Here is a 26,534-nt window from a genome sequence, read left to right as displayed (position 1 = left end):
GGAAACATGTTATACTATGGGCAGATGGCGGGAATGAATTTTCAAACACGCCCTAAAGGAAGGCCTCTTGACCCGGCCCTGCAAAACCGCAGGAAATATCATGAAATAAATTCCCTTTCCGGTACAATAGAAGTGTCTTACAAATAAAACCAAGCCAGAAAGAGGAGGATTTCCATGAAAAAAGTATATACCAGAAACACCCTGCTGACAGGAACACATTATGAGGCCGGTTACCGCCTGGGCACCCAGTACGCAGCCATCCCCCAGCTGAAATCATGTTACACAGCCGGGTACCCGGGATTTGGAACAGAGGAATGGGAAAAGGCCTCGGCCCTGTTTTCCCAGTGGTGCCCGGGGCTGAATGAAGAGCTGCAGGGTGTTGCGGACGCCCTTAAAACCAGGCCCCAGAATCTTGTCTACTACGCCATGACCTGGCTTCATCCCGGCTGCAGCCACATATCCCTGCTGCCGTCCATGACAAAGGACGGGCGCCCGAAGGTGGCGCGCAACTATGAATTCAACGATGCATTTGAGGATTTTAATGTAATTAAGACCAGCATCCAAGGCGCCTATATCCATATCGGGACCAGCGTCCTGGGACTGGGCAGGGATGATGGTTTCAATGAGATGGGACTTGCGGTAACCATGAGCTCCACCAGCTTCCCGGTGGGGGTTGATGAGAACATGCGCCGCCCGGCCGTCACCGGCCTCCAGTTCTGGGCCGTCATCCGCACACTGCTTGACACCTGCCGGGATGTAAAAGAATGCCTGGACCGGTTAAAAGACATGCCCATTGCATTTAATATGAACCTGATCCTTACGGACAAGGCGGGCAATGCAGCCCTCTATGAGACACTGGACGGGCGGAAGGCTTTCAGGACCATCGATCCTTCCTCTGATGCACAGTACCTGTATGCCACAAACCATCCGCTCCTTGAGGAACTGATTCCCCATGAACCCCGGGCCATGGAGAACTCCCTTAAGCGCATCAGGAACATAGAAGCATTCCTTGAACAGCACGGAAAAGGTCTTGGGACAGAGGATTTAAAGCAGTTCCTTCTCACCCCATATCCGGCCGGACTGTCCTGCCCTTATTATGATGACTTCTTCGGCACCACAAAAAGCATGGTCATTGACCCGGCGGCCGGGACCATGGAGCTTTGCTGGGGCGGACAGGAAACAAACGGCTGGCAGCATTATTCCCTGGATGGGGATTTCACGGAAGGCGTCAGGGCCATGGACCTGTGCAGCCAGCCGGCTCCCCCATCCCTATTCCAACTGACAGACATTGAATAAACAGGAGTTTTCCATGAATTACGAACAATCACTGGAACAGGCCGTTGTGTATATTGAAAACCATCTGGGTGACCCACTGACCGTAGAGGAGGTGGCCCGCCATGCGGGCTACTCCTACTACCATCTGACGCGGGTATTCTCAGCTTTACTGGGCGAAAGCGTGGGCAGCTATATCAAGAAACGGCGCCTCTCCAATGGGGCCAGGGAACTGCTCTACACGGACAGACGGATTATTGACATCGCAATCAGCCATGGCTTTGAATCCAGCGAGGCATTCAGCCGCGCCTTCAAATCCGTCTATCACGTAAGCCCTATAAAGTACCGTCAGAACCGTTTGGAACTTTTCATCAGCTCCAAGCCAAAAATGGACCAGCTGATGCTGGCCCATCTGACGAACAACCTGACTGTCCATCCCAGGATCCTGGAACTTCCGGATATAAAAGCAGCCGGACTGCGCGGCTTCACCACCCTTGGGGACAATGTAATCCCCGGACTGTGGGATACCTTCCGCGCCCAGATGCACCTGGTTCCCAACACCTTCCCGTCCAGCCGCGGCTTTGGGATCTGCGAGGCCTGCGAAGAAGGCAACAGCCTTTATACCATGAATGATGATGTGCTGTTCCCGGAGGTGGCTGCGGTGGAGGTATCCTCCTTTGAGAACCTTCCTTCCCCCTTCATCCCCAAAATCCTGAAGGGCGGGAAATACGCCGTATTCACCCACACCGGAAGCCTCAAAAACCTGTCCCTGTCCTTCCGGTATATCTGGAGCACCTGGTTTCTGACAACAGACGAACAGCTGGATGAGCGGGAAGACTTTGAACTGTACGACGGACGCTTTCTGGGGTATGACTGCGCCGACAGCCAGATTGACCTCTATATCCCTGTGAAATGAAGGCTGGAGCCGGGGACAGCCCCCAAGTCCGGCTCCAGCCTTATCACAGTCTGCCCTATCGGTCCATCCTTCCAAATGCCTCCAGAAAACTCAGCTTCTCAATTGCCTTTAAAGCCTTCCACCAGTTCTCGCTGATGGCGAACTCCTTTGGATACTGTTCCCCCAGCCCAAACCATGTCCATGTAATATTCCAGACGCCTCCCGGATTTCTTGTATCCACCAGGTAATCCAGTTCCAGATCCACGACTTCCTCGTTTCCGGGATAAAAAGGACAATCAGGAGACCAGATGAATTCAGACGGCCTGGGCGTATAGGATGCCCAATGATCCGGGTTGCGCTCAATGGAACGGTTCACCAGACCTGGCAGCATTGCCTTAACGGACCCGCAGTCAAAGCGCTGCCCCAGGCCGCATGCTTCCAGCGCCTGGACCAGCATGCCGATCCCTCCTGCCCCCATTTCCCCAAAATCCTCTGTCCGCTTCATTTTATCCAGTATCCGCCCAGAAAGATTAATGGCCTTTGCATATAGTCCTGACTGCCTGTCCCCATGGCGCAGGATAAAAGTACATAAGCCTGCCGAGATTCCCATGTCCTGAACCCGGTTGACGGACGCATCATATGTCATCCAGGGAGCCCTGGGATAAGCGTCATTGGACGGGATACTGAAATTCCAGCCATCCTCCGACACATGCGCGCCGCTGTCAAGGTATTGAAGCATCCCTCTGAGGACCGGATGATTACTGTCCGTAAAACCAATCCGCCGGAGCATGCCCGTAACGACCAGGACCGCGTAAGGCGAGGATTCCGTATTCCAGCAATCCGGCTCCACCGCGTTCCCAAAGCCCCCGTCCTCATTCTGGTAAAATCCCAGCATCTCCATCACATGTTCCCTGGTTCCGCCCTCAAAACAGAACTGCCATAATGCCAGTTCCAGAGGCCTTGCATTGCGGTATATCCAGGTGCGTACTTCCTTATAGGCTGACTTGCTTAATCTCTTCATCTGATACCTCCAGTTCGGTTTAGGAAAACTGTATCACAGGAGGTTGTGTCTGTATTGAAAAAAAACGACATCAGACCCATTTAAGGGCAGCCTGCTTTGCCTGGTCCGGCCACACACCGTGAAACCGTCTGAACGCATTGAGCAGGTGGGACTGGTCCGAGTATCCATACCGGTATACCGCATCCTGGATCTGGAACTCCTTTTGGCCCACAATCTCCCGCCATACATTCTGGTACCGCACCAGACTGGCTGTCCGCTTCATGGAAATGCCGACATCCCGCTGGAAAAGACGTTCCATCTGCCTCTGGCCCACACAGGTGTGTCCGCATAATTCCTTTACCGCGGCATTTCCCTTTGTTTTCAGGATATATTCAACGGCATTGTACAGGTTCGGGTCATACTGGTCCGGATTCAGCTTTTCCAGCATAAAACGTTCCATCCACGCAATCCGTGCCCCCACGGAACGGTAATAAAAAAATATGTCAAAATCAGCCGTAAATCCGGGCTGCACCAGTTCCAAATCCCATACCTGGTTGTATAAATCCCTCAGATTCAAATCCAGAAACAGCCTGGCCGCCCAAAAATGGAACCTGACGGCAAAGCTGGTCACCTCATCCCCTGTCATCCTGAGGGGTTTGAGCACGGAAAAATCCTGCAGCCCGCACAGCCTTGTCTTTATGGTCTGTCTTGAATGGTTGACTTCAATGATGATGTCAATGCAGGTGTCCGGGATTACCCGCACAGCGCCGCCTCTCCCGCTGCCCTCCATGGACCAGAAGCATGCAATATAGGGGCGCAGGGCTGGGCAGGGTGCATATTCCGTATAAGATTCATCCCTTAAAAAGGGCCGCGATGTCAATGGATGGTATAGTGATTCAAATGCAGGTATCATGAAGTGTATTCCTTTTCCCTCAGGTTTTGTCACATTTTAGTATAAATCATGGGGATGGCAAATACAACCCATATCTCCTGACGCCCTCTCCATCGTGCCCTGGCCCGCCTCTGTTTCCAACGATGTCCTGACATAAAATTCCTGACCGTCCCTTACCCTGGCATTGGCCGCCGCCTTCCCTTCCGGCCCCCATATCAATTCCTGCTCACAGAGACGTTTTACCTGGCTTCTGGAAATCCCCAGCTGCCTTGCAAACAGCGTGTCCAGCCTGGGGGTTATGCAGCCTCCCAGCTTTATCTGGATTTCATCCCACCCCTCGCGCCTGCACGGCGCCAGTGTATCCACTGCCTGTACCGTATACTCATTGGACGGAAGCGTCCAGTCCGCCCGGTTCCTGGCAAATATGGCCGGGCTGCTTCCATATTCCGCTGCCAGGTGCATGTCATTGTCAAGAAAACGCCTGTACTCCTCCTGCTTCAGACGGTCCGGTGCCACGCGCTCATATATGGTCATGTTCCAGGATGTTTCACACGTCTTACAGCGGTAAATCAGCCATATGTCCAGCATGCGCCCGTTTGCATTGACCCGGAATTTTCCGCTGTTCCCAAACTCTGTCTTTTTTCCGCACTTCGGGCACCGTCTCAATACGACCGGAAGTGATTCCGGCATTATAATCCATTTTTTCCTATTATTCTGTTTCATCTCAAATCTTCCTCCGCAATCCACTCTATCATCCGCGGACCCGGATATAAACCTCAAACTCAAACCAGAAACAAGGAAAAGGCAGCGTATCCGCTATTCCGGTACGCTGCCTTGCTTCCCTTCACTCTTTTTCCGTTCCTGAAGCACAATCCTCTGTATGCTTTTTTCCGACAGGAAATATTGCTCTGCCAGGTCCTTTATTCCCAATCCCTGACTATATTTTACAAATATTTCTATATTTCTTGACTGAAGTTCCTCCCTTGCCCGGGAAGTTTCCCCCCAGCCCTTTTTATTTTCCTGCTTTCTGGGGATATATACGTATTCCCCGTCAATATAATCCTGAATCAACTCCACCAGTTCCACCGGAAGAATCTCATTTGCTTTCTGATAGCGCATCGCTGCCTCCCAAACTATTATACGGTCCGGAATAGCAAAGGCTATACAATTACTTTATTTTCACTGCACAAGCCCATGCTATGCAGCTATAACATATTTCCTCATAAAAACAGGGCCTCCTTATCATGTTTTTCAATTTACCATCGGCGTGTCCATTATACCATGGCTGCCGCGGTCCAAAAAACCTCATGCTTTTTACAGAAGCATTCTTAATCCTTTTTAATCTTCCGGAATCAGGGAAATGACCCAGTCCGTATACGCCTGGCCTATTTCCAGGTCCATATTTACATCAAGCCTGCTGCGGATGCTGGTTACCGTCTCATCCTTCACCGGATTATATCCCTTCTTCTCATAGGAGGAGTAGTATAAGCCCACTCCCCGTTTCTGCCAGTTGGGCAGATCATTGAAATTAATATTCCTGGAAAACAGAAGTTCATTCTTAAAAGCAACGGTCCTTCCCTCAATTTCCCTTGTGGCCTCCCTGGGGGACATTCCCTCCCTGCGCAGCAGCCAGTAACAGTGGGCATTCAAGGAGTTCCTGTGGGCATCCTCCTGCCTCCAGGAAAAATAATCCCGCACGCATTCCAGATTGGGCAGCGGCACCACCCTGCAGTCAAAGCAGGCCAATACCCCCAGATGCAGGGAGAAAAATGCGCTGGCCTCCCCTGCCAGGACCGAATTGATTTTCCTTGTCTTCCTGCCAAAGGTATTGTCCTTTGGGTGGAACAGCAGGGAAATCTCATCGCTCTGGGTATAACCGTACACAATACGGAACCCGCAGTCCATCAGATGCCTGACCGTATCAACCATGGCATCCCTGAAACGGACGTCAAACGGCGCCTCAAATCGGCAGGTCTCCTTGGTCAGCTTTGTAAAATTCCTCCCGTCTATCCTCACCGCCATGTAAAGTTCCGGAAGGACGGTCTGGTCCAGGGATGTCTCAAACCTGCGCATACTTGTATCTAATTCGTCAAAAATCATTATCGTTCCCCCATTCCGTACCGCCTTATGCAAGGCAGTACTACATTGTGTCTGAAACTTCATTCCACCTGTCAACTGCAAATGCGCCATCCTGAATCCGCACAAAATACAGCGCGTCGAATCCCTCCTCATAGGAAGGAAGTTCCAGGCGGTTTGAGGTACAGGCAATTGCCTTTCCGGGAATACACGCCTTTCCAGAACGGTGTGAATTGCGCTCCACACAGTCCCTCACAATGGACTGGAAAAAATATCCTTCTATCCGGTACCCATGCTCCCTGGCTGCTTTTATGTACCGCTGCCTGTCATCTGCGGTTGGATTTGTATTATCCACAACAAAGGATGCCCGGTTCTGCAGGCATTGTTCTAATATCGCCGCCTCTTTATTCCTGGTATGCAGCGTATCCAGATTAATATGTACAAAACCGGACCGGAAATGCTGTTTAAAAAAAGTGGATTTCCCACTTGCCTGAATGCCTGTGAAAATAATTGCTTTGGGCGATTCCTCCCCCTGCCTGTCCCCCATTGTTCCTGTCCTCCTGTCATCTGGCGTCCCTGTTACTTATGGTACGGTTCCCCAGCCATGATACGGTAACTTCTGTATACCTGCTCCAGCAGAACGACCCGCATCATCTGGTGGGGAAATGTCATCTTTGAAAAACTCAGCGCGAAATCCGCCCGCCTCATCACTTCTTCCGACAGTCCAAGGGAACCTCCAATCACAAACACAATATGGCTTATGCCATCCACTCCCAGCTTCTGAAGCCTGGATGCCAGTTCCTCACTGGATAACATCCTGCCTTCAATGGCCAGGGCAATCACATAAGCCCCATCTTTAATATTGGAAAGGATGCGCTGTCCTTCCTTATCCTTAATCTGGCGTTCCATTGCTTCGCCGGCCCCGTCCGGTGTCTTCTCGTCCTGCACCTGGATGATATCCAGCCTGCAGTAACGGCCAAGGCGTTTGGAATACTCCTTTATGGCATCCTCAAAATACCGTTCTTTTATCTTTCCTACTGTTACAAGGGTAATCTTCATCCGCTAAAACTCCAGTACCATATCATACCACACAGCCCCGCCGTGAACTGACTTTGAAACACCCATATTCACATACCCGAACTTCTCATAATAACCGATCAGCCTGTCCTTGCATGTCAGTATAAGCCCTTTCCTGCCCTGCTTTCCTGCGGTTTCAATCATGGCCTCCATAAGCCTGGAAGCAACTCCCATATGACGGTACTCCTCAATCACATCCAGCCCGAAAATACTCTGGAACGCCCCATCCGGATCATGCAGGGAAATGTCCTCAAACATCTTGTCCGCAATGGTCTTTTCATCTGTAACCGCGCCATTAATGAATCCAATGATCCGCCCGTCCGCTTCCGCCACCAGGAAGCTTTCCCCAAATGCCTCCAGGCGCGCTTTTAAGGCTGCCCTGTCAGCTGCCTCTGCCGCCGGGAAACAATTCAGTTCCACCTGTGCCGCCTGATCCAAATCATCCGGCACCGCTGTCCTGATTTTGTATTTGCCATTCTCTGTCATCTTTATGTCATCCTCTCAGCCTATCCTACCGTACTCCCAGCCAATCCAGCTGTTTTCTCAGCCGATTCTGCCGTTCTCCCAACCGTTTCTCAGCCCTTTACACGGAAATAGTATCCAACGCCCCACTTCGTATGTACATACTTTGGGTCGCTTGGGCTTGGCTCTATCTTTTCCCTCAGCCTTCTCACATGGACGTCCACGGTGCGGACATCGCCGCTGTCCATGGCCTTGTTGCCCCACACATAGGTCAGCAGCGCTTCCCTGCTGTATACCTTGTTGGGATTGCGCACCAGAAGTTCCAGCAGGTCAAATTCCTTGGCTGTCAGGTTAATCTCCCTCTCTCCTATGAATACCCTGCGGCTTTCCGTGTCCATCTTAAGGTCCCCCTGACCAATGACGCTATTGTTGGCCTCTTCTTTTTTCAGGCGCCTGTTCTTGGAGCTGCGCCGTATGATTGCCTTAATCCTGGCCTTGACTTCCAGGATATTAAAGGGCTTGCTTATATAGTCATCCGCCCCATACTCCAGTCCAAGAATCTTATCCATGTCCCCGCCCTTAGCGGTCAGCATGATAATCGGCATGTCGGAAAACTCCCGGATGGCCTGGCAGACCTCATAACCGTCCAGTTTTGGAAGCATCACATCCAAAAGGACGATATCGTACTCTGTCTTTTTAGCCAGTTCCACTGCCTCCTCGCCGTCATATGCACAATCCACTTCCATGCCATCCTGTTCCAGGCTGAAGCGGATACCTTTTACAATTAATTTTTCATCATCAACAACTAATACTCTCGGCATGTTCATTCCCCTTATCTATCAATGGCGGCCCAAATCAAACCTCGGGCCGCCCAACTCTTTTATACTGTGATACTGTCCTTAATCTTTTCAAACGCAGCGTCCTTGATGCCGGACACATTCATGATATCCTCAATGGACTGGAATCCGCCGTACGTTTCCCTGTAGCGGATGATGTCCTCTGCCCTGGACTCCCCGATACCGCGAAGGCTCATAAGCTCCTCCCTGGTAGCCGTGTTCAGGTTCACCATGTGCCTGGCCTTTGCTTCAGGATCCGCAGCAGGCTTAATGCCCTGTGCCTTCCATTCCTCGGCCTGGCTCTCGCTGGGTACTTCCAGCTTCATACCGTCCTTAAGCGTCTCTGCCAGGTTCAGGTAATCTGCCGCGCCGCCGTCCCTAATGCCTCCGGCCGCCTCAACCGCCTCATATACCCGGCTTCCTTCCGGAAGACCATATACGCCCGGCTGTTCCACCATTCCGCATACATGTACATAAACCATGGCGGCAGGTGATTGTGCGGAATCCCCCCGGCCCGGATCTGACTGGCCTGAATCAAGCTTTCCTAATCCATCCTGTCCTGAATCCGGCTTTCCTGATTCATCCTTTCCAAAACCCGGATTTCCTGATTCATCCTTCCCAGAACCCGAATCTCCTGGTTCATCCTTCCCAGAACCCGGATTTCCTAATCCATCCTGTCCAGAACCTGAATCTCCCAACTCCAGGACAATCCCTTCATAACCGGAACCTACCGAAGGATCCGGATGCCCGCCACAACTATAACATATGCCTGCAGCCAACATGCATATGACGATGGCAGGAACCTTACATGTTTTTAAAGATATAAGTCTCATCTGAATGGTATCCCTCCTTTATACGGGTACCATCCCAGCCTGATAGTACTATTCTAACTGTTAGCCTATTTAAATACAAGAGTTATTTCCAATTTTTATCTTTCAAAAATAATGATCCCGCCAATGGCAACCGCAGCGCCAATGAGCTTATGCCATGCAAAGGGACTCTTTTCCACGCCGAACATCCCAAACAGCTCAATCCCGTATGCCACGATGATCTGTGAAATCACGATTAAGAGGGCTGTCTGTGCAGGTCCGAGGCTGGCCATGCTGCGGATGACCGTGTATGTGATGAGGGCCCCCAGGATACCTCCCACCATGACATATTTGGGCGATACCTGCATCAGCCCTGCGATGGGCTCCCTTCCTGTAAAAAGCCAGATTACAACACAGGTAATGAACGCGGTCAGCTGCACCCAGCCCGCGGCCACCCATACGCTGGTCTGCTTTGTTACCTCCGTATTAAATACGCCCTGTATGCTCATTAATGCACCTGACAGCAACGCTATGACAAATCCCATATCTTTTCTTTCCTGCCTTTCCATTATTTTTCCTGTTTCTTTAGCTTTCCCCCTGAATATAATTTTATTCCAGGCGAAAGAGTTGTCATGCATCTGCATATGTTGTATAATCGTTCCCACAGGAGGCGCTGTCTATGAGTACCATTATAAAAGCCCTATTCCAGATGTCGTCATGGCCCATGAGGACACCTGTCCCATATTCCGGCTTCCATCTTGTCTTTGGGGGCGCAGGTATCCTTGCCGCCATTTTCCTGGCATGGAAACTGCCGCGCGGCACACATCCGCAGGTGCTGCCAGCCTGCGGCCTGATTCTGGCTGTCAGTGAGATTTATAAGCAGGGATTCCTGTATTATATTGTCAACGGCGGGCAATACGACTGGTGGTATTTTCCATTCCAGCTGTGCAGCATTCCCATGTACCTGTGCCTGCTGCTTCCATTCATAAAGCCGCGTATGTCCTGCCGTTGCGTAAAAGCAGTCCATACCTTCCTGCAGGACTTTGCCTTATTAGGAGGCGTCATGGCGCTGGCAGAACCCAGCGGGCTGATGCACCCTTATCTTGTATTAACACTCCATGGCTTCATATGGCATTTTATCCTGATTTTCATTGGGCTTTACTGTGCGTTTGCCGGTCTGGGCGGACAAAGCCTGTCTGAATTCGCGGATACGCTGCCCTTTTTCTGCGGGTGTGCTGCGGCTGCCACCTTCATCAATGTGGCATCCCATCCTTATGGAAATGCCGATATGTTCTACATCAGCCCATATTACCCCAATGGGCAGGTTGTCTTTCATCAGATTGCCCTGACCATAGGGACGGTTCCAGGCAACATACTGTATCTTTTATCGGTTGTGCTGGGCGGTTTTCTGTTCCATGTCATGCTCAGGCATATCCCAAGGCAGTGTTAAGACAGGCCCATAATGTGTTTAACAATTGCTTTCCGTCAACCGTTGGGAATGAATCATCCTGCATGGTTCAGGGCAGGGCGGAACCATGTCGTTAAAAAAACATGACCATTTTTTTAAAGGAGATTTTCTTATGTCAGGAATTTCAGGAAAAGAAAGAGCAAAACAGGCAATCGCATTCCACGACAGGGGCTTTAACTGCGCCCAGTCTGTTGCATGCGCATTTACGGAGAAAACAGGATTGGATGAAAAGACCCTGTTCCGGATAACGGAAGGACTTGGACTTGGGATGGGCTGTATGGATGGGACATGCGGGGCAATCTCTGCCGCCGCCGTATTGTCCGGCCTGAAGTGCAGTACCGGACATACGCAGGCGCCAGATTCCAAAAAGGCATCGTATGAGGCATCCGCCTCCTGCCTTCAGGCTTTCCTAAAAAAGAACGGCAGTCTTACCTGCCGTGAATTAAGAGGGGAGGACACCGGGACACCGCTGCGTCCATGTCCTGGCTGTATCGAAGATGCGGTCCAGATCATTGACCGGCAGCTGTTTCCTGAGGAATAGGCGGATACCGGCTTCTTAGCCGGCCTTAATATGTCCCTTTTTTCAGCAGTTTGCGAAGATACGCATAGGTCGCCTCTTCTCCCTTATCCCTCAGCATGATGAGCAGCTTTTCCAGCAGCGCCCTTGTCCTTGGATGGATGGTGATATACTTTTTTGTATATTCATAATATTCAAGCGGGGCCGCGCTGGTATAGTCCTTTCCTTTATAAACTTCGCAGGCCGCAATCCGGTCGCATATCATCTCAGCCACATACCTGACCGGCATCTTATTGCCCACCAGTCCATCTTCCTTGTGGTTGGAAATATCGATCCAGTACTCATAATGGTGCTTATTCCTGCCCTTGTGGTGCAGCCAGGCCCTGGAATATCCCACGTCCTCCCGCTCCGCAGCGTTCGGACTCCTGTCGCCCTGGTAGTACCGGACGCCGGTCCAGAATTCCTCAGGGCTGTACTTGGAAAGATCGTGTGTCAGTCCCTGCCAATACAGGCCGATTTTAAAACAGTGCCTGCGAACCAGGCGCCTGTGTTTTGTAATGGTGCAATAATGCCTCCATATATTTTGAACCTTCATTCTTAAATCCCTTCTTTTCTTACCCTTTATGCCAGTTAGTATATCATATAATTCACCCTTTTGCCCCTTTTTCTTCATATTTTAACCTTTGAACAATAGAATCTAAGGTTTGTATAAATTGTTTATGCTTTATAACCAAAAACGTTTGACACTTTTCAACATTTGTGATATCCTAAGGACAGTTGCGAAATAACTTGCAACAGAACAATTTTTTTATATTTTTTGGAGGTATCGTAATGAAAGGTACAGTTAAGTGGTTCAACAACCAGAAGGGTTACGGATTTATTTCTGACGAGCAGGGCAATGACGTTTTCGTACATTACTCAGGTCTGAACATGGAAGGCTTCAAGTCCTTAGATGAGGGCGCAGAGGTTGAGTTCGATGTAGTTAACGGAGCTAAGGGTCCTCAGGCTACCAACGTAACCAGAATTTAATCAATGAACAACAGTGTACCTTTTTCAAACATATATCATCATTGATAGAGTTGAAGTAAGTTATATCTGATTTCAAATGATTACAAGTAAGAGCCAGTCATATGATTGGCTCTTGTTGTTTTCTGCCCTTTTTCTATCTTGCGCGTTCCAGTATGTCCTCCAGGTCATGGGTTGAGAACTCATAATGCCTGCCGCAGAAATGGCAGTTCACCTCAATGGGCTTCCCGTCTTCAATCATTTCCTGGATATCCTTTTTCCCCACACTGATCAGGGCCTTTTCCACCCTGCTCTTGGTACAGTTGCAGTTAAACTGCACCGGTGTCCTGTCATTTATCTCCAGTCCGAACCCGCCAAGAATATATTCCAGTATTCTCTCCGGCGTATTGCCCACATCCAGCAGGGTGGTGATGGAGGATATTTCCTTAAGCTTATCTTCCAATTTGCCAATGACTGCCTCGGACGCGCCCGGCATCAGCTGAATCATGAAACCGCCAGCCTGGCGCACCGTATTATCCTTATTCATCAGCACACCCAGCGCCACGGAGGAAGGAATCTGTTCGGATGTGGCATAATAGTAGGTAAGGTCCTCTGCAATTTCCCCGCTCACCAGGATAGTCTGCCCCACATATGGTTCTTTCAGGCCGATATCCTTAATCACACTCAGGACACCCACGCCCAGGGCGCCGCCCACGTCCAGCTTTCCCTTTGAATTAGGGGGCAGCATGACCATGGGATTAAAGGCATATCCTTTCACATTCCCAAGGGAATCAGCGGTCACGGTCAGTCCGCCAATGGGTCCGTCCCCCTGTATCTTCAGGGTCAGAAGGTCCTTTTCCCCTTTCATGTCAATACCCATCATGACTCCCGCGGTGAGAAGCCGTCCCAGTGCAGCGGTTGCTACCGGGCTGGTATTATGGGCCTTTCTTGCCTCTTCCACCAAATCCCTTGTGGTGGAAGCAAACGCACGGATCTCACCGTCCGCCGCAGTTGCTCTTATCACATAATCTGACATTGTATCTCTCCTATCTTATTTACCGTTTTCCCGCGCAATCACGTAAATCCGTTCGCTGTCCTGCTGTACGGGATTGCGGGTGCAGGCGTCATATGCAGCCACGAATTCCATTCCCCCATCACGGATTGCCTGTTGTATCTGGTCCAGACCGTATGCGCGCTGGTAATGGGTTTCTTCAAACTTCCTGTAGAGCTCCCCTTCTTTTACAAAAAGGGTCAGGTCATATTCATTGACCTTATCTTCCTCATCATAAAAATTGTTCCAGATAAAGCTGGACTCCTCCCTGTCTTCTGCAAATGTATTGTCCGCCAGCAGTTCCCTGTACTTATATTCTGTGTTAAGGTCAAAAATAAATACGCCTTTGGGGTCCAGATAATTGTTGACCAGCCGGAATACCTCCACCAGTTCCTGATATTCCATAATATAATTCATGGAATCACAGATACTGATGACAGCCTTAACCGTTCCATACAGTTCAAACCCGCGCATGTCCTGCAGCAGGTAAAGGATATCCAACCCCGATGCATTGCGCTTGTTCATGGCTATCTGGAGCATTTCCCCGGAATTGTCAATCCCAATCATATCGTACCCGGACCTTGCCATAAGCCCGGTCAGGCTTCCGGTCCCGCATCCCAAATCCAGCACCAGGCCGTCCATGACCTGGTACTCCTTAAGAAGCCCTGTCACATAAGAGCACCACTCTTCATATGGTACATTGTCCTGGAATACATCGTAAACCTCGGCAAAACCAGTGTATGCCTCCATCCTTCATCCTCCTGCTTTCCATACTGCAAAAGCGCCTGCCCGGAGCTCCCTCCGGACAGGCGGCTTACAATCAGATGTCCTCAGACACATATGGATCCTATGCGTTCTTACCGCAGCACTTCTTATACTTCTTGCCGCTGCCGCATGGACACGGATCGTTGGGGAAAATCTTCTTTCCCTTGCGGACCGTGCCGGAAGCCTTCTGTGCCTTGTAAAGCTCCTTGCGCTTCTCAGGAGTAAGGATGCTGTCCCACTGCGGAAGTTCAAACAGCCAGTTGGCCTTTGCCTCTACCATATTGTAATACAGCTTCTCAGGGTCAATCTCAATCTTGACCTGGGTATCCTCTTCCATTGTCTCAATCGGGTTTTCGTATCCCTTAAGACTCTCATTAATCCCATCCAGGAAACCGGTCATGATAAGGATCTCAGTCTCATACTTTTCTGCCAGTTCTTTTACAGTTCCGGTGACCACTTCCTCAGGGTTGCTGAGAATCTGCTCATAAATCCCTTTTTCAATCTGAAAATACCCAGCCCACAATTCTTCTTTCTTTTTATCATCCAGGCCGTCGCCATACGCCAGATTTCTCCATGTCTCTAACAGTGCCATAGTAAAACCATCCTTTTTGTATTATTTATGTGCTAGTCCATAGTATATAACAAAAGTAAAGATTTTTCAAATATATTTTGCGCTTTACATACTTTTCGGTTTTGTGCAGATAATAAACATGTAATCCAATCAAATTTAAAGGAGGTTTTTCCATGAAGGTAAATGGCAAAAACGAGAGCATTGAATGTACCATCAAGAACTGCACATTCCATGACCAGAAAGAAAACTACTGCACCCTGGACCGGATCAAGGTTGGCACACATGAGGCAAACCCCACACAGAAGGAATGCACGGACTGTGAGTCTTTTGTAAATAAGGCTCAGTAAGTCAGGAATTGGGACAAAACTTTGGCCGCATAACGGCAGGGTTTTGTCCCAGTTTTTATATAAATGTGGATAATCTGTTTTATTTTTCAGATAATAACACTTTATCCACAATCTTTTCCACATTATTGTGGATAAGTGGGTGATTCGTGTAATTTCGGCAAAACAAAAGTATCCCAGGACGCAATGGATAGTGGAAAAAGTCCATTCACGTCCTGGGGTATGTTTGATAATTGTATTCCGGCAGAACCCTCGGGGTGTGTTTGAAAATTGCTTTCCGTCAGCTGTGCGTTCCACTTTATGCTTAACAAGGTTTCCGCTTCGCATTAGGTCCCATTCCCTCCCTGCGGGAGTTATGGGTCTGGTTCTGGTTTTCCGGTTTCTGTTTTTCTGTTATGCTGTTGAACATTTCATTTGATTTCTTTCTGGCAGCCTTTTCTTCTAAGTCCCTGTCCATTTTCATCACCTCAATGATAGTATGTCAGGGACAGCTGATTTCCACTCCAGGATGTTCTTGTAATTTTTCCCATTTGTGCTATAATATAACTCATGGGGACATGGCTCAGCTGGGAGAGCGCTGCGTTCGCAACGCAGAGACCGCGGGTTCGAATCCCGTTGTCTCCATTATCAAAAAGTGCTGAAATCCTTGCTGAATCAAGGGTTTTGGTACTTTTTATTTTATGACATCACATAAATTTCCGAAGACAATTGAAGATAAGCCCTGTCTGTTATCGATATAGAAGTTTTTAATCTACTCTTTGGCTTCATCTTCCTAAAAGGATTAAAAATATATTTAAGTGTCGTTTCCAAATCTGCATGCCCCGGCCAGTGAATTATAAGTATTAAGGCTCCTTTTTTCAATGGAATTAAGCTGCGCGCGATACTGGGTGGGAGTCATTCCATATAGATTCCTAAAGGACTTTAGGAAACTGTTATAGCTGCCAAAGCCGCTGTTTGTACAGGCATCCAGCACGCTGTGTCCGGCGGCAATATCACGTCGAAAGTGCTGCATTCGCAGATTGTTGATATATCCGTGAATGCTCTCCATAGTGTATTCCTTGAAAGCTCTGGAGAGATGCTCCCGGCTGATGAAGATATTTTCAGCGAGAGACGCCACCGTAAGGGTGGGCTCAGTGTAATGCTTCTGGATATATTCAACAGCCCGGGAAATCAGCGCGCTGGTTAAGCTGGGGGATTTGGTATGCTGCTCCTCCACGAGTTGGTTGATAAAAAGCTGGAGCTCCATCAACTCACAGTTTAACACCGTTTCCTGATAAGCTTTTTTAATCCAGGGAATCTGGGCCATGCGCTCCAAATGCCCCCGCAGGTCAAAGGCGGATACAGCGTCCGCGCTCAAAATAACGATATTCTTCTGCCAATCCGGATTGATTAATCCGGATGCGTGAATGGCATAATCCCAGATTTCCGCGCTAATCTGGACAACCAGTCGGTTAGATACGATGTCTGTAACCGTATAACGTCCGGAATGATAAATTTCCGCGGGAAAAAAGACCATCTCTCCAGGATGGAGGGTGTAAAGGCTCCCCTGAAAGGCGTAGAGTACGTTGCTTCCGGAAACAGGCAGGACGATTTCGTGGTACGGGTGTGAGTGGACCACAGACTGCTTGTTGTTCTGGTTTGTGTACCAGGTTACAACCACTCCATAGTCCTCAAGACCGATGCGGGCCATCTCCTGAGTCAGAATGGAATCCGTGCAGTGTGCAATCTTCTGAACAATCATCTAGTTCCCCCTCTTTGCTTAAATCAAAAACCTTCTTCTTTTTCCAAAAGTATATTCTTAAATATCACATTTTGCAAGTTTTTAATCACAAAAGAATGGGACTTTTATGATATAAAACTGATAAAATTTGCTTGTATGAACAAAAGATATGCTGATTATTAATGCAACAGTCAGTATTTCAATCAAATTTTTATGCAAAAACACTATATTTTTCAAAATAGTAACTGGCAATAAAAAATAATAGCATGCAATTTAAAGCGCGGATGATATTCCATATCTGCATAAAAAGCAACAGTTGACAGCCGCAAAGCAGGCGTTGGCTGATTGATAAATGAAACCATTTAAAAGGAGGAAGTATTTATGAGATTACGTAATTACGCAATGATGGCATTGGCCGTAACAGGAGCAATGATGCTGACGGCATGTGGAGGCGGATCAGGCACGGCGTCTTCGCAGACGGCAGGAGGAAACGGCGGGACATCGGCGTCTGAGCAGACCTTTAATCTAAAGCTGAGCCATGGACTGGCTGAGGATCATGCGGTGCACATCCAGATGACCGCATGGGCTGCAGCAGTAAAGGAGAAGTCCAATGGAACAATCAACATTAAAATCCTTCCCAATGGTCAATTGGGGTCTGAAGCAGACAACGTTTCTTCCATTCAGGCGGGTGCGCTGGATATGGCAAAGGTTTCCGCGTCAACCCTTGGTAACTTTAACGAGGCATGGAACGCTCTGTCTGTTCCGTATGTATTTAACGACAAGAATCATTACTATAAGGTTATGGATGGTGAGATTGCCGGGGAACTCTACAACATTACCGAGGGCGACGGCTTTATTGGACTGACCTGGCTGGATTCCGGTTCCCGTTCCTTCTATACCGCCAACACACCCATTCGAGTACCGGCTGATTTAAAGGGCTTGAAAATCCGCACCATGGACAGCCAGATAGCCATCGACATGATGAACGCGCTGGGCGGCTCCGCAACGGTCATGAGCTACTCTGAGATTTATACTGGCCTGCAGCAGGGAGTAATCGACGGCGCTGAGAATAACATCACCGCTCTCCGCGATCACAGCGATGTTACAAAATACTACTGCTATGATGAGCATACCCGTATTCCTGACGTCATTGTAATCTCCACCAAGGTTTGGAATCAGATGAGCGACAGCCAGAAGAACATCATGAAGGAGACTGCGGCGGCCGCAACAGACGAGTACAAGACCCGCTGGGCGGATTTTGAGAACGAGGTTAAGACTGCGGCGGAAGGAAACGGCATTACCTTTGTAGAGGATGTGGACACTGCGGCATTCCAGGAGGCATGCCAGTCTATTTATGACGGCTTAAAGACCAGCAACGCGGAGGTATATGCAATCGTTGAGAAGATTCAGGCTGCCGGCAAGTAGGAACCAGCCGGATGCTGTTGCTTACTTCATGAAGGAGATGAGATTTTGAAAAAGTTTAATTTTTTTCTGGATACCGTAATGCGCTTTATCATGGCCGCTGCCATGTTTGCTCTTCTGGCGGGCGGTACATGGCAGATTTTTACCCGCTGGATTTTAAAAAATCCGTCTACATTTACGGATGAATTCCTCCGCTACGTGCTAATCTGGGCTTCCATGCTTGGTTCTGCCTACTGCTTTTACAAGGATGAGCATCTGGCGCTGGATTTGGTAAAGGATCGTGTGAAAGGATTGGTACGCCCTGTCCTTATGATTTTCATTGAGGCGGCGATTCTGTTCTTTGTGTGCTATGTTTTTATTTACGGCGGAATGCAGCTTGCAAATAATGCAACCAACAAGTCCTCCGTGATGCGTATCCCGTTTAGACTGCTGTACGGATGTCTTCCAATCTCAGGCATTTTCATTGTGATTGCCCGTATAATCAAGTATATACAGCTTTTGGCTGACAGCAAAGGAGGGAAATAAGCATGGTTGTTCAGGCTACGTTAATACTGTTTGGTTCATTTTTTGTTATGCTGTTTGCAGGCGTTCCAATTTCGGCGGGAATTGGTATCGCTTCCATTATTACTGCAATCATGAGCGGTATGGACGGGAATATCTTCGCGTTGACAGCTGCACAGAGATGCTTCTCCGGCTGCGATTCCTTCTCCCTTCTGGCTCTTCCGTTCTTTTCTTTGGGCGGCAACATTATGAACAAGGGAGGGATTGCAAAGCGGCTGGTCCGTCTTGCAAGACTGCTGGTAGGCTGGGTACCTGGATATCTGGCAGCTACAAATGTACTGGCAAATATGTTTTTCGGCGCCGTATCTGGTTCTTCCGTAGCAGCAACCTCAGCGATGGGTTCCATCATGAGCCCGCTGGAGCTGGACGAGGGATATGATCCCAATTATTCTGCAGCTGTAAACATCTGTTCGGCGCCAACAGGAATCCTAATACCGCCGTCTGGTCCGTTAATTCTGTATTCCATCACCGCAGGCGGCGTTTCCGTGGCAGCCTTGTTCATGGGCGGTTATCTGACCGGAGCCCTGCTTGGCATTGCAGTCGCGGGGCTGGCAATCTTTTTGGCGATGAAGAAGGGCTACAAGGCATCCGCTGTGAAGGAGGAGAATCCAGCATGGAAAATTGTACTGGAGGCAGTTCCGTCCCTGTTGGCTGTTATTATCGTAATGGGAGGCATTTTGGCCGGTATTTTCACGGCAACGGAGGCAGGCGTGGTCATGTGCCTGTACTGCACATTTCTGGCAATCATCTACCGTGAGATGAGTATAAAAACCTTTTATGACCTGCTTGCAGACACGATGAAGAGTTCCGCGACAATTCTGTTCCTGATTGCGGCATCCTCAATCATGTCCTACGTGATGTCCTATTCTGGTATTCCGGCGGCTATCAGCGAGGGGCTGATGAGTGTTTCCAATAATCGGTATATGATTATTTTAATCATGAATGTGTTCCTGCTGGTGATGGGTATGTTTCTGGATTTGACTCCGGCCGTGCTGATTTTCACTCCAATCTTCCTTCCAATCGCCACCAGCGTTGGAATGAGTCCGGTGCATTTCGGACTTATGCTGATCATGAACCTTGGTATCGGCTCCGTAACACCCCCGGTAGGTTCCTGCCTGTTCGTGGGCTGCGGTGTCGGCCGCGTAAAGATTGAGGGGGTTACTAAATATATTGTTCCGATATTCACGGCAATGGTAATCGCCCTGTTCCTGGTAAGCTTTATACCTGCTATTCCGCTGCTTGTACCGTATCTGTGCGGTCTTGTACCAAGCATGTGGTAGTAAAAATGGTAAAAAGCGGCAGAAACCGCCGATAATCCTAAGAATGGAGACAGAGTATGGAAATTTGCACACAATTTTCAGGGATTGAAAGGACAGACGGCGCATGGCTGGTACATACAAACTGCGCCGATATCAAGATTATATTCGTTACCGATGAGATTGTGAGGGTCCGTACCGCATTTGACAAGGAATTTACTGAAGAATCCTATGTTTTGATGACAACGGCATGGGAGGACCGCCTGGACCCGCTGTTTGAGATGGAGAGAACCCGTGTGGAACCGGTAATCCCTGGGGTGGAAGAAACAGATAATGAGATTACCTTCGATACTGGAAAAATCCGCCTTGTACTTATGAAGAATCCAATTGGATTTGAGCTGTATGACACGGAAGGAACCCTGCTTTACAGTGATTTGCACGGAAATCCCGTTTCGCTGGACTCCAACCATCGCGTGACCCATTATTCCTGTATGGAGGAGGAGGACTGCTTCTACGGATTTGGTGAAAAAGCTGGTCCTCTGAATAAAAATAAGATGTTTCTTCGTGAACGCGCTACCGATGCCATGGGCTATGACGCGGAAAAGACCGATACGCTATATAAACATATCCCGTTTTATATCCGCTTAAACCGCAGCTCAAAAAAGGCGGTAGGCGTGTTCTATCATAACTTCTATGAGTCCTGCTTTAACATGGGCTGTGAAAAGAGCAATTACTGGCATCGTTATACCTACTGGCAAGCAGACGGCGGAGACATCGATATGTTTCTGCTGGGCGGAAACTCCATTGCACGGATTGTAGATAACTACACGCTGCTAACCGGAAGACCGGCTTTGCTGCCCAAGCGCGCGCTGGGCTACCAGGGAAGTTCCATGTATTATCCGGAGCTGGAGAGGAACAGCGATGACGCGGTTCTTGGCTTTATCGATACAATTAAGGAGGAAGGCTTTCCGATTGACGGTTTCCATCTTTCCTCCGGATATACCAGCGTTGGAAACAAGCGCTGCGTGTTCACATGGAATACGACCCGCTTTAAGGATCCATCTGCATATTTCCATGCAATGCAGGACAAGGGAGCGGAGAATGTTCCCAATATCAAGCCTGGTATTCTCCTGTGCCACCCGTGGTTCGAGGAGTTCAAAAGCCAGGATGTGTTTGTGAAGGACAGCAAGAATCCGGAGCAGTACGCGGTGGGAAGCTGGTGGGGCGGTCCCGGGGCGTTCTGGGATTTTACAAAGCCAGCGGCTCGTGAGGCATGGAAAAAATATGTGACCGAAAGCCTGGTTGCTGTGGGAACCAACTCAATCTGGAATGACAACTGTGAGTATGACAGCCTGCTGGATAAGGATGTTATTGTGGACTTTGACGGCAAAGGCGGTACCATTGCCCAACTGAAGCCAATCATGAGCACGCTGATGTGCAAGCTGAGCAACGATGCGGTGAAGGAACATGACGCAGATATGCGGCCCTATTCTGTATGCCGAAGCGGAAGCAGCGGCATACAGCGTTATGCGCAGACCTGGTGCGGCGACAACTATACCAGTTGGAAAAGCTTAAAGTACAACATTCCGACCATCACCGGAATGGGTCTTTCTGGGCAGCCGAATGAAGGAGCGGATATCGGCGGCTTTGCCGGGCCCGCGCCTGAGGAAGAACTGCTTGTGCGCTGGGTGCAGCAGGGCATTTTCCAGGCCCGTTTCTCCATCCATTCGGCAAGCAATGATAATACCGTGACGGAGCCATGGATGTTTAAGGACAGTACGGACCTGATTCGGAGCGCGATTCTCTTGCGCTACCGTATGGCCCCCTATCTTTACTCCTGCGAGTACGAGGCGGCAAAGTGCGGCGCGCCGATTATGCGGGCATTGGTTTATGAATTTCAGGAGGATGAGAACACCTATGACAATAGCTTCGACTTTCTGTTCGGAAAGAGCCTATTGGTTGCTAATGTTATTGAAAAAGATGCGGCAAGCCGCCGGGTTTATCTGCCGGCCGGCTTAAGGTGGTACGACATGAATGATAATTACCGCTGCTATGAGGGAGGGCAGACGATTGAGGTTCCTGTAACGATGGAGACCATCCCAATGTTTCTGCGGGAGGGCGGAATTCTGGCTATGGCGGATAATCAACTGATGAACATGGAACGTGACTGTGTAGAGGAACTCCGTCTGATTATTGCCCCGTCTAAGGAAGGCTCTCAATTTGTGCTGTACGATGATGACGGAAAAACCAATGATTTCGAAAAAGGATTTTTCCGCAAAACCACTGTCAGCGTCAGCGGGACCGATGTGGTGAAGATTAATTTTACTGCTGAGGGTGACTACCGGGATACGGTGGAGAACGTTACTGTAGAAATCATCCGCAAGGACAGGAGCCCATTCTGTGCAGCTCTTGGCGGACAACGGCTGAAACACTACTTAAACCGCAGGAAGTATGAAGCTGCGGACAGCGGCTGGTATTACAGCCAGACAAAGAAGGCCGTTCTGGTAAAATATGCAAATCCGAAAAAGGATGTTCAGTTGGTTGTTTCCTTTGAAGATTTTGATTTGATTGGGATGTAACTAATGACGCAGCCGTCTGAGTTCGGGCGGCTGCAGTTTTATGATTATGGAGGAACGCGATGCTTTTACGTGAACTGAAATCAATAGAAAAGACTGGTTCCGGTTATGTTCTGCACGGGGATGCGGCGGATGTATTGCTGATTTTTATGACGGATGACGTGATCCGGGTACGGGTAAGCTTCCGGCGGGATTTTAAGGAAGAATCCTATACGCTGGTGACTACCGCCTGGGAGGATCGGATGGATGAACTTTTAAAGGACGAGCGCACACGCATCAAGTCCCTGGATATTCCCTGTGAGGAGAAGAACGGAAAGCTGGTATTTACAACAGGCACCTGCATCCTGGAAATCAGGAAAACCCCCTTTTTCCTGACGTTAAAGACCCTGGACGGGGCTGTCGTTTATCAGGATCTGAAGGAGAGGGCGTTTGAGAAGGATTATCTGGGACGGTTGGCCCACTATTCCAAAATGGATCCAGTTAACGACCACTTTTACGGCTTTGGTGAAAAGACGGGCTGTCTGGACAAGAAAGGGAGAAGACTCAGGATGTCACCCAAGGACGCGATTGGCCACGATCCGGAGTTTGGGGATCCCATGTACAAGCATATACCGTTTTATATCCGGATTAACGAGAAAACAGCCTATGCCATCGGCTTATTTTATCATAATTCCTACGACAGCGTATTTGATATGGGGCAAGAGATTTCCGGCTATTGGGATCGGTATTGCTATTACCAGACTGATGGGGGAGATATTGACCTGTTCCTCATTAATGGTCCTGAGCTTTCAGCGGTTTTAGACCGCTATACGATGCTGACAGGGCGCTGCGCGCTGCCCACCAAACAGTCTCTGGGATATTGTGCCTCGACCATGTATTACGCAGAACTTGAGGCTAACTGTGATCAGGAAATCTATCGGGTAATCGATAAGCATGAGAAGGAGGGCATCCTAATCGATAACTTCTGGCTGGCTTCCGGCTATTCCAGCGGCGAGGAGGACAACCTCCGCTATATCTTTAACTGGAATTACAGGAGATTTCCAAATCCTGAGGATTTCTTTAAGCGTATGAATGCCAGAGGAATCAATGTGATTCCCAATCTGAAACCGGGTATTCTGAAAAATCATCCTTATATGAACCTATTCGAGGAGAACGGTGTGTTTATTAAAAACCCAGGCGGCGACGGGGATTATTATGGAAGATGGTGGGGCGGAGAAGGCAGGTTTTTAGACTTCACGAACCCGAAGGCCCGTGAGACCTGGAAGATGCTTTTGGAAGACCGGATCCTAAGAATGGGAACAAAGACCGTATGGAATGACAACTGTGAGATGGACGGCGTGGAGGATCGGGACGCATACTGTGATTTTGAAGGCGCCGGAGGGACAATGGCGGAGCTCAAGATCCTGCATTCCAATTTGATGGCATTTCTTGGAAAGCAGGCGATTGCCGACGTTTATCCGGGAGAGCGGCCCTACATCATCAACCGTGCGGGATATGCAGGCATCCAGAGATACGCGCAGGTATGGGGAGGAGATAATCTGACAGACTGGCGTACAGTAAAGTTTAACATCGCCACAATCGTAGGCATGGGACTTTCCGGCTGTGCCAACATGGGCTGTGACATTGGCGGGTTCGCGGGATCTGTGCCGGAGGCGGAGCTTTTGCTTCGTTGGATTCAAAGTGGTATTTTCCAGCCACGCTTCTGCTTGAATTCGGCAAATAATGACAACACGGTGACACAGCCCTGGATGTATGAGGAGAATCGGGAATATGTGAAGGCGGCTTACGCCCAGCGATACCGGATGCTTCCGTATCTGTATAGCCTGATGTATGAGGCAAACCAGAACGGCATGCCGGCTATGCGCCCACTGTTTTTAGAGTTCCCGGAAGATAAGAAGTGTTACAGCGATAATAATTTCATATTCATGTTCGGAAGGAGCGTGCTAGTTGCCAATGTGGTGGAGCCGGAGGCAAGGACAAGAACTATCTATCTGCCGTCAGGCTGCAGATGGTTCGACATGAATGACAACCTGAAGGAATATGCGGGCGGTCAGACCATCGAGCTTCCAGTAAATCTGGGCAGCATTCCCATGTTCCTCAGGGGAAGTGCGGTTTATGTGACCAGCGAGGATGTTAAGCATATTCTGTCGGACAGGATGCGTCATGTGGATTTCCTAATCAGCGCGGATACGGACACCAGCTTTGTATTCTATGACGATGACGGACACACGGAGGACTATAAGAAAGGTGTTTACGCGAAAACCGCAGTTAATGTAACTGCTGGTAATCAGACGATAATTCACTTTGATACCAAGGGAACCTACAAAAGCCCATTGGAGCGAGTTACAATCCGGCTTGTCAGCAAGCAAAAAGGTGCATTCTGGGTAACGGTCGACGGCGAGCGCATCCCGCGCTATCTTGTAAGGGACGGTTGGGAGGAGGCCGAAACCGGATGGTATTACAATCTTTCCGACAGAACCATCTGGGTGAAGTATGAGATACCGGAGAAAAAATCGTATGATGTCATTGTTTCGACGGAAAAATTCGACCTAATTGGAATGGTTGAGGAATAAAGAAAGTTCACGCCAAAAAGCCAGGTACGGGAAGACCTGGCTTTTTGGGCGAGAGGCCAGAACAGGTTTTTACATGTAGGATGTACGTTTCAAAAACCGCGAAGTGGGCTGTTCTTTGTCTATTTTAATTTGATTACGGATTTAATATCCGCCATCATCCCTGTATCTCTTCCGAGCATTTTCACCTATATGCCAATCCCTAAAATACTCTCCTGCCGACAGTGGCAGCAGCATAAGCCCATCATGATTGTCCTCAGATAAAATCCTTTTTATTTCCTCAATACTATAATTCTTTAATGGCCTGTATACCCGGCTCTCCATGATATCCTCCCAATTTCCGGAAACGCCGCCTGACGAATCCGGCCTCCGTAACACCAATCTGTTTTCTTTCATTTTAATATCCATTCATTAAAATGTCAAAAAGCAATGTGTTTTTCTGCCTTTTTCACATGGATAAGCTTTTGTATCCCCGGTTCCGTATGGACAAGCGTTTCTATCCCTATCCCATCTGCAACCATTTTCCCCCATCAGCATATAGTATAGAAAATGCATATGAGGAGGATCGCTATGCCTGGCAGCTGGGAATATCAGCCATACCTGACAACATACGAATCATTTATATTCTATAATGCCATTGGAAAACACGAGGACTATTTCTATCATCCCATTGCAGTGGCTAAACAGATTGTCAATGGGACGAATTATAAGTTCATGACCATTGCTGAACCAAAAGAACCCGGCCTTTTACCGCATTTTGCAATTGTAGACATCTATAAACCAATACGCGGTGAGGCTTATACAACAAAAATCACTCCTTTGTAACGCATATCAGCACGCCGCCTATTTTTCATGGCCATGTTCAATTTTTTCCATTATCTTATCCAGTTCATCCGGTCCGGGCTGTGGAACCCGGCTTTCATCCACAGCCTTCTGTGCCCAGCTGGCCTCATTTAAAAGCTGATTATTTCTGTATTCCCTCAAAATAATCCTATGAAGCCTGTCACCGCCATCCATTCCGTTCCCTCCTTCTACCATGAAAATAACAGAAGGGCATGATATCGGCACATAATCTTTATATTGAGATATTCCGGGTAAAATGATAAAGTAGATATGTAAATGGTGTCTGATTCAGAAAAGCGGAGGGCCTGCTGTGAAATTTTTTGTTAAATGTATTGCAATCATACTGATTATCGTCCTTGCCATGGGTTTATATGACACGGTCCGCAATGGCCTGTTAAATGGCGACGGCTATCATCCCGTCACGGAACAGATGAAGGAAGTCATGGGCAATTGAAGGCCTTCTGCGGCTTCACAAACTTCTTACAAACTGTTCATATTTTGTCTATGTTTTGTCTATGAAATGCTCATATTTGTTGAATATACTAT

General features: G+C 48.8%; 32 protein-coding genes and 1 tRNA gene. 14 read left to right on the top strand and 19 right to left on the bottom strand.

Going from position 1 to position 26,534, the window contains the following annotated elements; genetic code table 11:
* Positions 1-174 precede the first annotated feature (174 nt).
* Together DWX59_RS20725 and DWX59_RS20720 are read left to right on the top strand one after the other, a co-directional pair.
* Positions 175-1,296, top strand: a complete 1,122-nt coding sequence (locus DWX59_RS20725; RefSeq protein ID WP_117561055.1) for a C45 family autoproteolytic acyltransferase/hydrolase — start codon at positions 175-177, stop codon at positions 1,294-1,296.
* A gap of 13 nt (positions 1,297-1,309) precedes the next feature.
* The gene (locus tag DWX59_RS20720) at positions 1,310-2,188 is read left to right on the top strand and encodes an AraC family transcriptional regulator (RefSeq protein WP_117561054.1); all 879 of its coding nucleotides are present in this window, start codon (positions 1,310-1,312) and stop codon (positions 2,186-2,188) included.
* 55 nt (positions 2,189-2,243) lie between these two features.
* On the opposite strand, the gene DWX59_RS20715 is transcribed toward DWX59_RS20720, so the two are convergent.
* From DWX59_RS20715 to DWX59_RS20665, 11 genes are all read right to left on the bottom strand, one after another.
* A complete protein-coding gene (locus DWX59_RS20715) occupies positions 2,244-3,188 on the bottom strand; it encodes a hypothetical protein (protein ID WP_117561053.1) in 945 nt (314 codons plus the stop codon).
* Between the two features lie 70 nt (positions 3,189-3,258).
* On the bottom strand, positions 3,259-4,080 hold the full coding sequence (locus DWX59_RS20710; protein ID WP_117561052.1) for an AraC family transcriptional regulator: 822 nt from the start codon (positions 4,078-4,080) through the stop codon (positions 3,259-3,261).
* A 36-nt stretch (positions 4,081-4,116) separates the two neighbouring features.
* Entirely contained in the window at positions 4,117-4,782 is a 666-nt protein-coding gene (locus DWX59_RS20705) for a DUF1062 domain-containing protein (RefSeq protein ID WP_117561051.1), read from the bottom strand.
* A gap of 93 nt (positions 4,783-4,875) precedes the next feature.
* Entirely contained in the window at positions 4,876-5,178 is a 303-nt protein-coding gene (locus DWX59_RS20700; RefSeq protein WP_117561050.1) for a CD3324 family protein, read from the bottom strand.
* 219 nt (positions 5,179-5,397) lie between these two features.
* Complete coding sequence (locus DWX59_RS20695; protein WP_117561049.1) at positions 5,398-6,159, bottom strand: tRNA(His) guanylyltransferase Thg1 family protein; 762 nt, start codon at positions 6,157-6,159, stop codon at positions 5,398-5,400.
* Positions 6,160-6,199: 40 nt separating this feature from the next.
* The gene (locus tag DWX59_RS20690) at positions 6,200-6,682 is read right to left on the bottom strand and encodes an AAA family ATPase (RefSeq protein ID WP_117561048.1); all 483 of its coding nucleotides are present in this window, start codon (positions 6,680-6,682) and stop codon (positions 6,200-6,202) included.
* Between the two features lie 32 nt (positions 6,683-6,714).
* The gene (gene rlmH / locus DWX59_RS20685; protein ID WP_117561047.1) at positions 6,715-7,194 is read right to left on the bottom strand and encodes a 23S rRNA (pseudouridine(1915)-N(3))-methyltransferase RlmH; all 480 of its coding nucleotides are present in this window, start codon (positions 7,192-7,194) and stop codon (positions 6,715-6,717) included.
* Positions 7,195-7,197: 3 nt separating this feature from the next.
* Complete coding sequence (locus tag DWX59_RS20680; protein ID WP_117561046.1) at positions 7,198-7,698, bottom strand: GNAT family N-acetyltransferase; 501 nt, start codon at positions 7,696-7,698, stop codon at positions 7,198-7,200.
* An 89-nt stretch (positions 7,699-7,787) separates the two neighbouring features.
* The gene (locus DWX59_RS20675) at positions 7,788-8,495 is read right to left on the bottom strand and encodes a response regulator transcription factor (RefSeq protein WP_117561045.1); all 708 of its coding nucleotides are present in this window, start codon (positions 8,493-8,495) and stop codon (positions 7,788-7,790) included.
* A 59-nt stretch (positions 8,496-8,554) separates the two neighbouring features.
* A complete protein-coding gene (locus DWX59_RS30285) occupies positions 8,555-9,343 on the bottom strand; it encodes a helix-hairpin-helix domain-containing protein (protein ID WP_117561044.1) in 789 nt (262 codons plus the stop codon).
* A gap of 95 nt (positions 9,344-9,438) precedes the next feature.
* Entirely contained in the window at positions 9,439-9,864 is a 426-nt protein-coding gene (locus DWX59_RS20665) for a DMT family transporter (RefSeq protein ID WP_117561143.1), read from the bottom strand.
* 134 nt (positions 9,865-9,998) lie between these two features.
* Here DWX59_RS20665 and DWX59_RS20660 point away from each other — a divergent pair, with 134 nt between their 5' ends.
* A complete protein-coding gene (locus tag DWX59_RS20660) occupies positions 9,999-10,769 on the top strand; it encodes a TMEM164 family acyltransferase (protein ID WP_117561043.1) in 771 nt (256 codons plus the stop codon).
* Positions 10,770-10,899: 130 nt separating this feature from the next.
* Positions 10,900-11,328 carry a C-GCAxxG-C-C family protein gene (locus tag DWX59_RS20655; protein WP_117561042.1) on the top strand — a complete coding sequence of 143 codons (429 nt, stop codon included), beginning with the start codon at positions 10,900-10,902 and terminating at the stop codon, positions 11,326-11,328.
* Between the two features lie 25 nt (positions 11,329-11,353).
* On the opposite strand, the gene DWX59_RS20650 is transcribed toward DWX59_RS20655, so the two are convergent.
* Positions 11,354-11,899: a DUF5662 family protein gene (locus DWX59_RS20650; RefSeq protein WP_117561041.1), complete on the bottom strand. Its 546-nt coding sequence runs from the start codon at positions 11,897-11,899 to the stop codon at positions 11,354-11,356.
* Between the two features lie 236 nt (positions 11,900-12,135).
* On the opposite strand from DWX59_RS20650, the gene DWX59_RS20645 reads away from it, so the two are divergent.
* Complete coding sequence (locus DWX59_RS20645) at positions 12,136-12,333, top strand: cold shock domain-containing protein (protein ID WP_007860545.1); 198 nt, start codon at positions 12,136-12,138, stop codon at positions 12,331-12,333.
* 133 nt (positions 12,334-12,466) lie between these two features.
* On the opposite strand, the gene hslO is transcribed toward DWX59_RS20645, so the two are convergent.
* The 3 genes from hslO to DWX59_RS20630 all read right to left on the bottom strand — a co-directional run bounded on the left by hslO (position 12,467) and on the right by DWX59_RS20630 (position 14,717).
* Positions 12,467-13,345, bottom strand: a complete 879-nt coding sequence (hslO, locus tag DWX59_RS20640) for an Hsp33 family molecular chaperone HslO (RefSeq protein WP_117561040.1) — start codon at positions 13,343-13,345, stop codon at positions 12,467-12,469.
* Positions 13,346-13,360: 15 nt separating this feature from the next.
* Complete coding sequence (locus DWX59_RS20635; protein ID WP_117561039.1) at positions 13,361-14,110, bottom strand: class I SAM-dependent DNA methyltransferase; 750 nt, start codon at positions 14,108-14,110, stop codon at positions 13,361-13,363.
* 97 nt (positions 14,111-14,207) lie between these two features.
* Positions 14,208-14,717, bottom strand: a complete 510-nt coding sequence (locus DWX59_RS20630) for an SEC-C metal-binding domain-containing protein (protein ID WP_117561038.1) — start codon at positions 14,715-14,717, stop codon at positions 14,208-14,210.
* A 152-nt stretch (positions 14,718-14,869) separates the two neighbouring features.
* Between DWX59_RS20630 and DWX59_RS20625 the strand changes: the two genes are divergently transcribed.
* Positions 14,870-15,043, top strand: a complete 174-nt coding sequence (locus DWX59_RS20625; protein ID WP_008718137.1) for a DUF1540 domain-containing protein — start codon at positions 14,870-14,872, stop codon at positions 15,041-15,043.
* 301 nt (positions 15,044-15,344) lie between these two features.
* Here the strand turns inward: DWX59_RS20625 and DWX59_RS28855 are convergent, their stop codons facing one another.
* Positions 15,345-15,497 (bottom strand): hypothetical protein, encoded by a 153-nt coding sequence (locus tag DWX59_RS28855; RefSeq protein ID WP_165642872.1) that lies wholly within the window; start codon positions 15,495-15,497, stop codon positions 15,345-15,347.
* Positions 15,498-15,591: 94 nt separating this feature from the next.
* Between DWX59_RS28855 and DWX59_RS20620 the strand changes: the two genes are divergently transcribed.
* Positions 15,592-15,664 (top strand) — tRNA-Ala (locus tag DWX59_RS20620).
* Positions 15,665-15,833: 169 nt separating this feature from the next.
* Here DWX59_RS20620 and DWX59_RS20615 read toward each other — a convergent pair.
* Positions 15,834-16,781 carry an AraC family transcriptional regulator gene (locus DWX59_RS20615; RefSeq protein ID WP_117561037.1) on the bottom strand — a complete coding sequence of 316 codons (948 nt, stop codon included), beginning with the start codon at positions 16,779-16,781 and terminating at the stop codon, positions 15,834-15,836.
* Positions 16,782-17,141: 360 nt separating this feature from the next.
* Between DWX59_RS20615 and DWX59_RS20610 the strand changes: the two genes are divergently transcribed.
* The 5 genes from DWX59_RS20610 to DWX59_RS20590 are packed head-to-tail and all read left to right on the top strand — an operon-like array spanning position 17,142 to position 25,148.
* A complete protein-coding gene (locus tag DWX59_RS20610; RefSeq protein WP_117561036.1) occupies positions 17,142-18,185 on the top strand; it encodes a TRAP transporter substrate-binding protein in 1,044 nt (347 codons plus the stop codon).
* A 45-nt stretch (positions 18,186-18,230) separates the two neighbouring features.
* The gene (locus DWX59_RS20605; protein WP_117561035.1) at positions 18,231-18,707 is read left to right on the top strand and encodes a TRAP transporter small permease; all 477 of its coding nucleotides are present in this window, start codon (positions 18,231-18,233) and stop codon (positions 18,705-18,707) included.
* A 2-nt stretch (positions 18,708-18,709) separates the two neighbouring features.
* Positions 18,710-20,023, top strand: coding sequence for a TRAP transporter large permease (locus tag DWX59_RS20600; protein ID WP_117561034.1), 1,314 nt, complete (start codon positions 18,710-18,712; stop codon positions 20,021-20,023).
* Between the two features lie 56 nt (positions 20,024-20,079).
* On the top strand, positions 20,080-22,578 hold the full coding sequence (locus DWX59_RS20595; protein ID WP_117561033.1) for a glycoside hydrolase family 31 protein: 2,499 nt from the start codon (positions 20,080-20,082) through the stop codon (positions 22,576-22,578).
* 59 nt (positions 22,579-22,637) lie between these two features.
* Positions 22,638-25,148 (top strand): glycoside hydrolase family 31 protein, encoded by a 2,511-nt coding sequence (locus DWX59_RS20590; protein WP_117561032.1) that lies wholly within the window; start codon positions 22,638-22,640, stop codon positions 25,146-25,148.
* Positions 25,149-25,289: 141 nt separating this feature from the next.
* Here DWX59_RS20590 and DWX59_RS20585 read toward each other — a convergent pair whose 3' ends face one another.
* A complete protein-coding gene (locus DWX59_RS20585) occupies positions 25,290-25,553 on the bottom strand; it encodes a hypothetical protein (RefSeq protein WP_117561031.1) in 264 nt (87 codons plus the stop codon).
* A gap of 162 nt (positions 25,554-25,715) precedes the next feature.
* On the opposite strand from DWX59_RS20585, the gene DWX59_RS20580 reads away from it, so the two are divergent.
* On the top strand, positions 25,716-25,970 hold the full coding sequence (locus DWX59_RS20580; protein ID WP_117561030.1) for a hypothetical protein: 255 nt from the start codon (positions 25,716-25,718) through the stop codon (positions 25,968-25,970).
* 18 nt (positions 25,971-25,988) lie between these two features.
* Here the strand turns inward: DWX59_RS20580 and DWX59_RS28850 are convergent, their stop codons facing one another.
* On the bottom strand, positions 25,989-26,162 hold the full coding sequence (locus tag DWX59_RS28850) for a hypothetical protein (RefSeq protein ID WP_165642875.1): 174 nt from the start codon (positions 26,160-26,162) through the stop codon (positions 25,989-25,991).
* A gap of 136 nt (positions 26,163-26,298) precedes the next feature.
* On the opposite strand from DWX59_RS28850, the gene DWX59_RS28845 reads away from it, so the two are divergent.
* Positions 26,299-26,442, top strand: coding sequence for a hypothetical protein (locus DWX59_RS28845; protein WP_165642876.1), 144 nt, complete (start codon positions 26,299-26,301; stop codon positions 26,440-26,442).
* The last annotated feature ends 92 nt before the right edge of the window (positions 26,443-26,534 follow it).

Origin of the sequence: Enterocloster aldenensis (genome assembly GCF_003434055.1) — a bacterium.
Taxonomy (GTDB): Bacteria; Bacillota; Clostridia; order Lachnospirales; family Lachnospiraceae; genus Enterocloster; species Enterocloster aldenensis.
The sequence above is the reverse complement of the archived record's forward strand: the minus strand, read 5'-3'. Positions and strand labels throughout refer to the sequence as shown.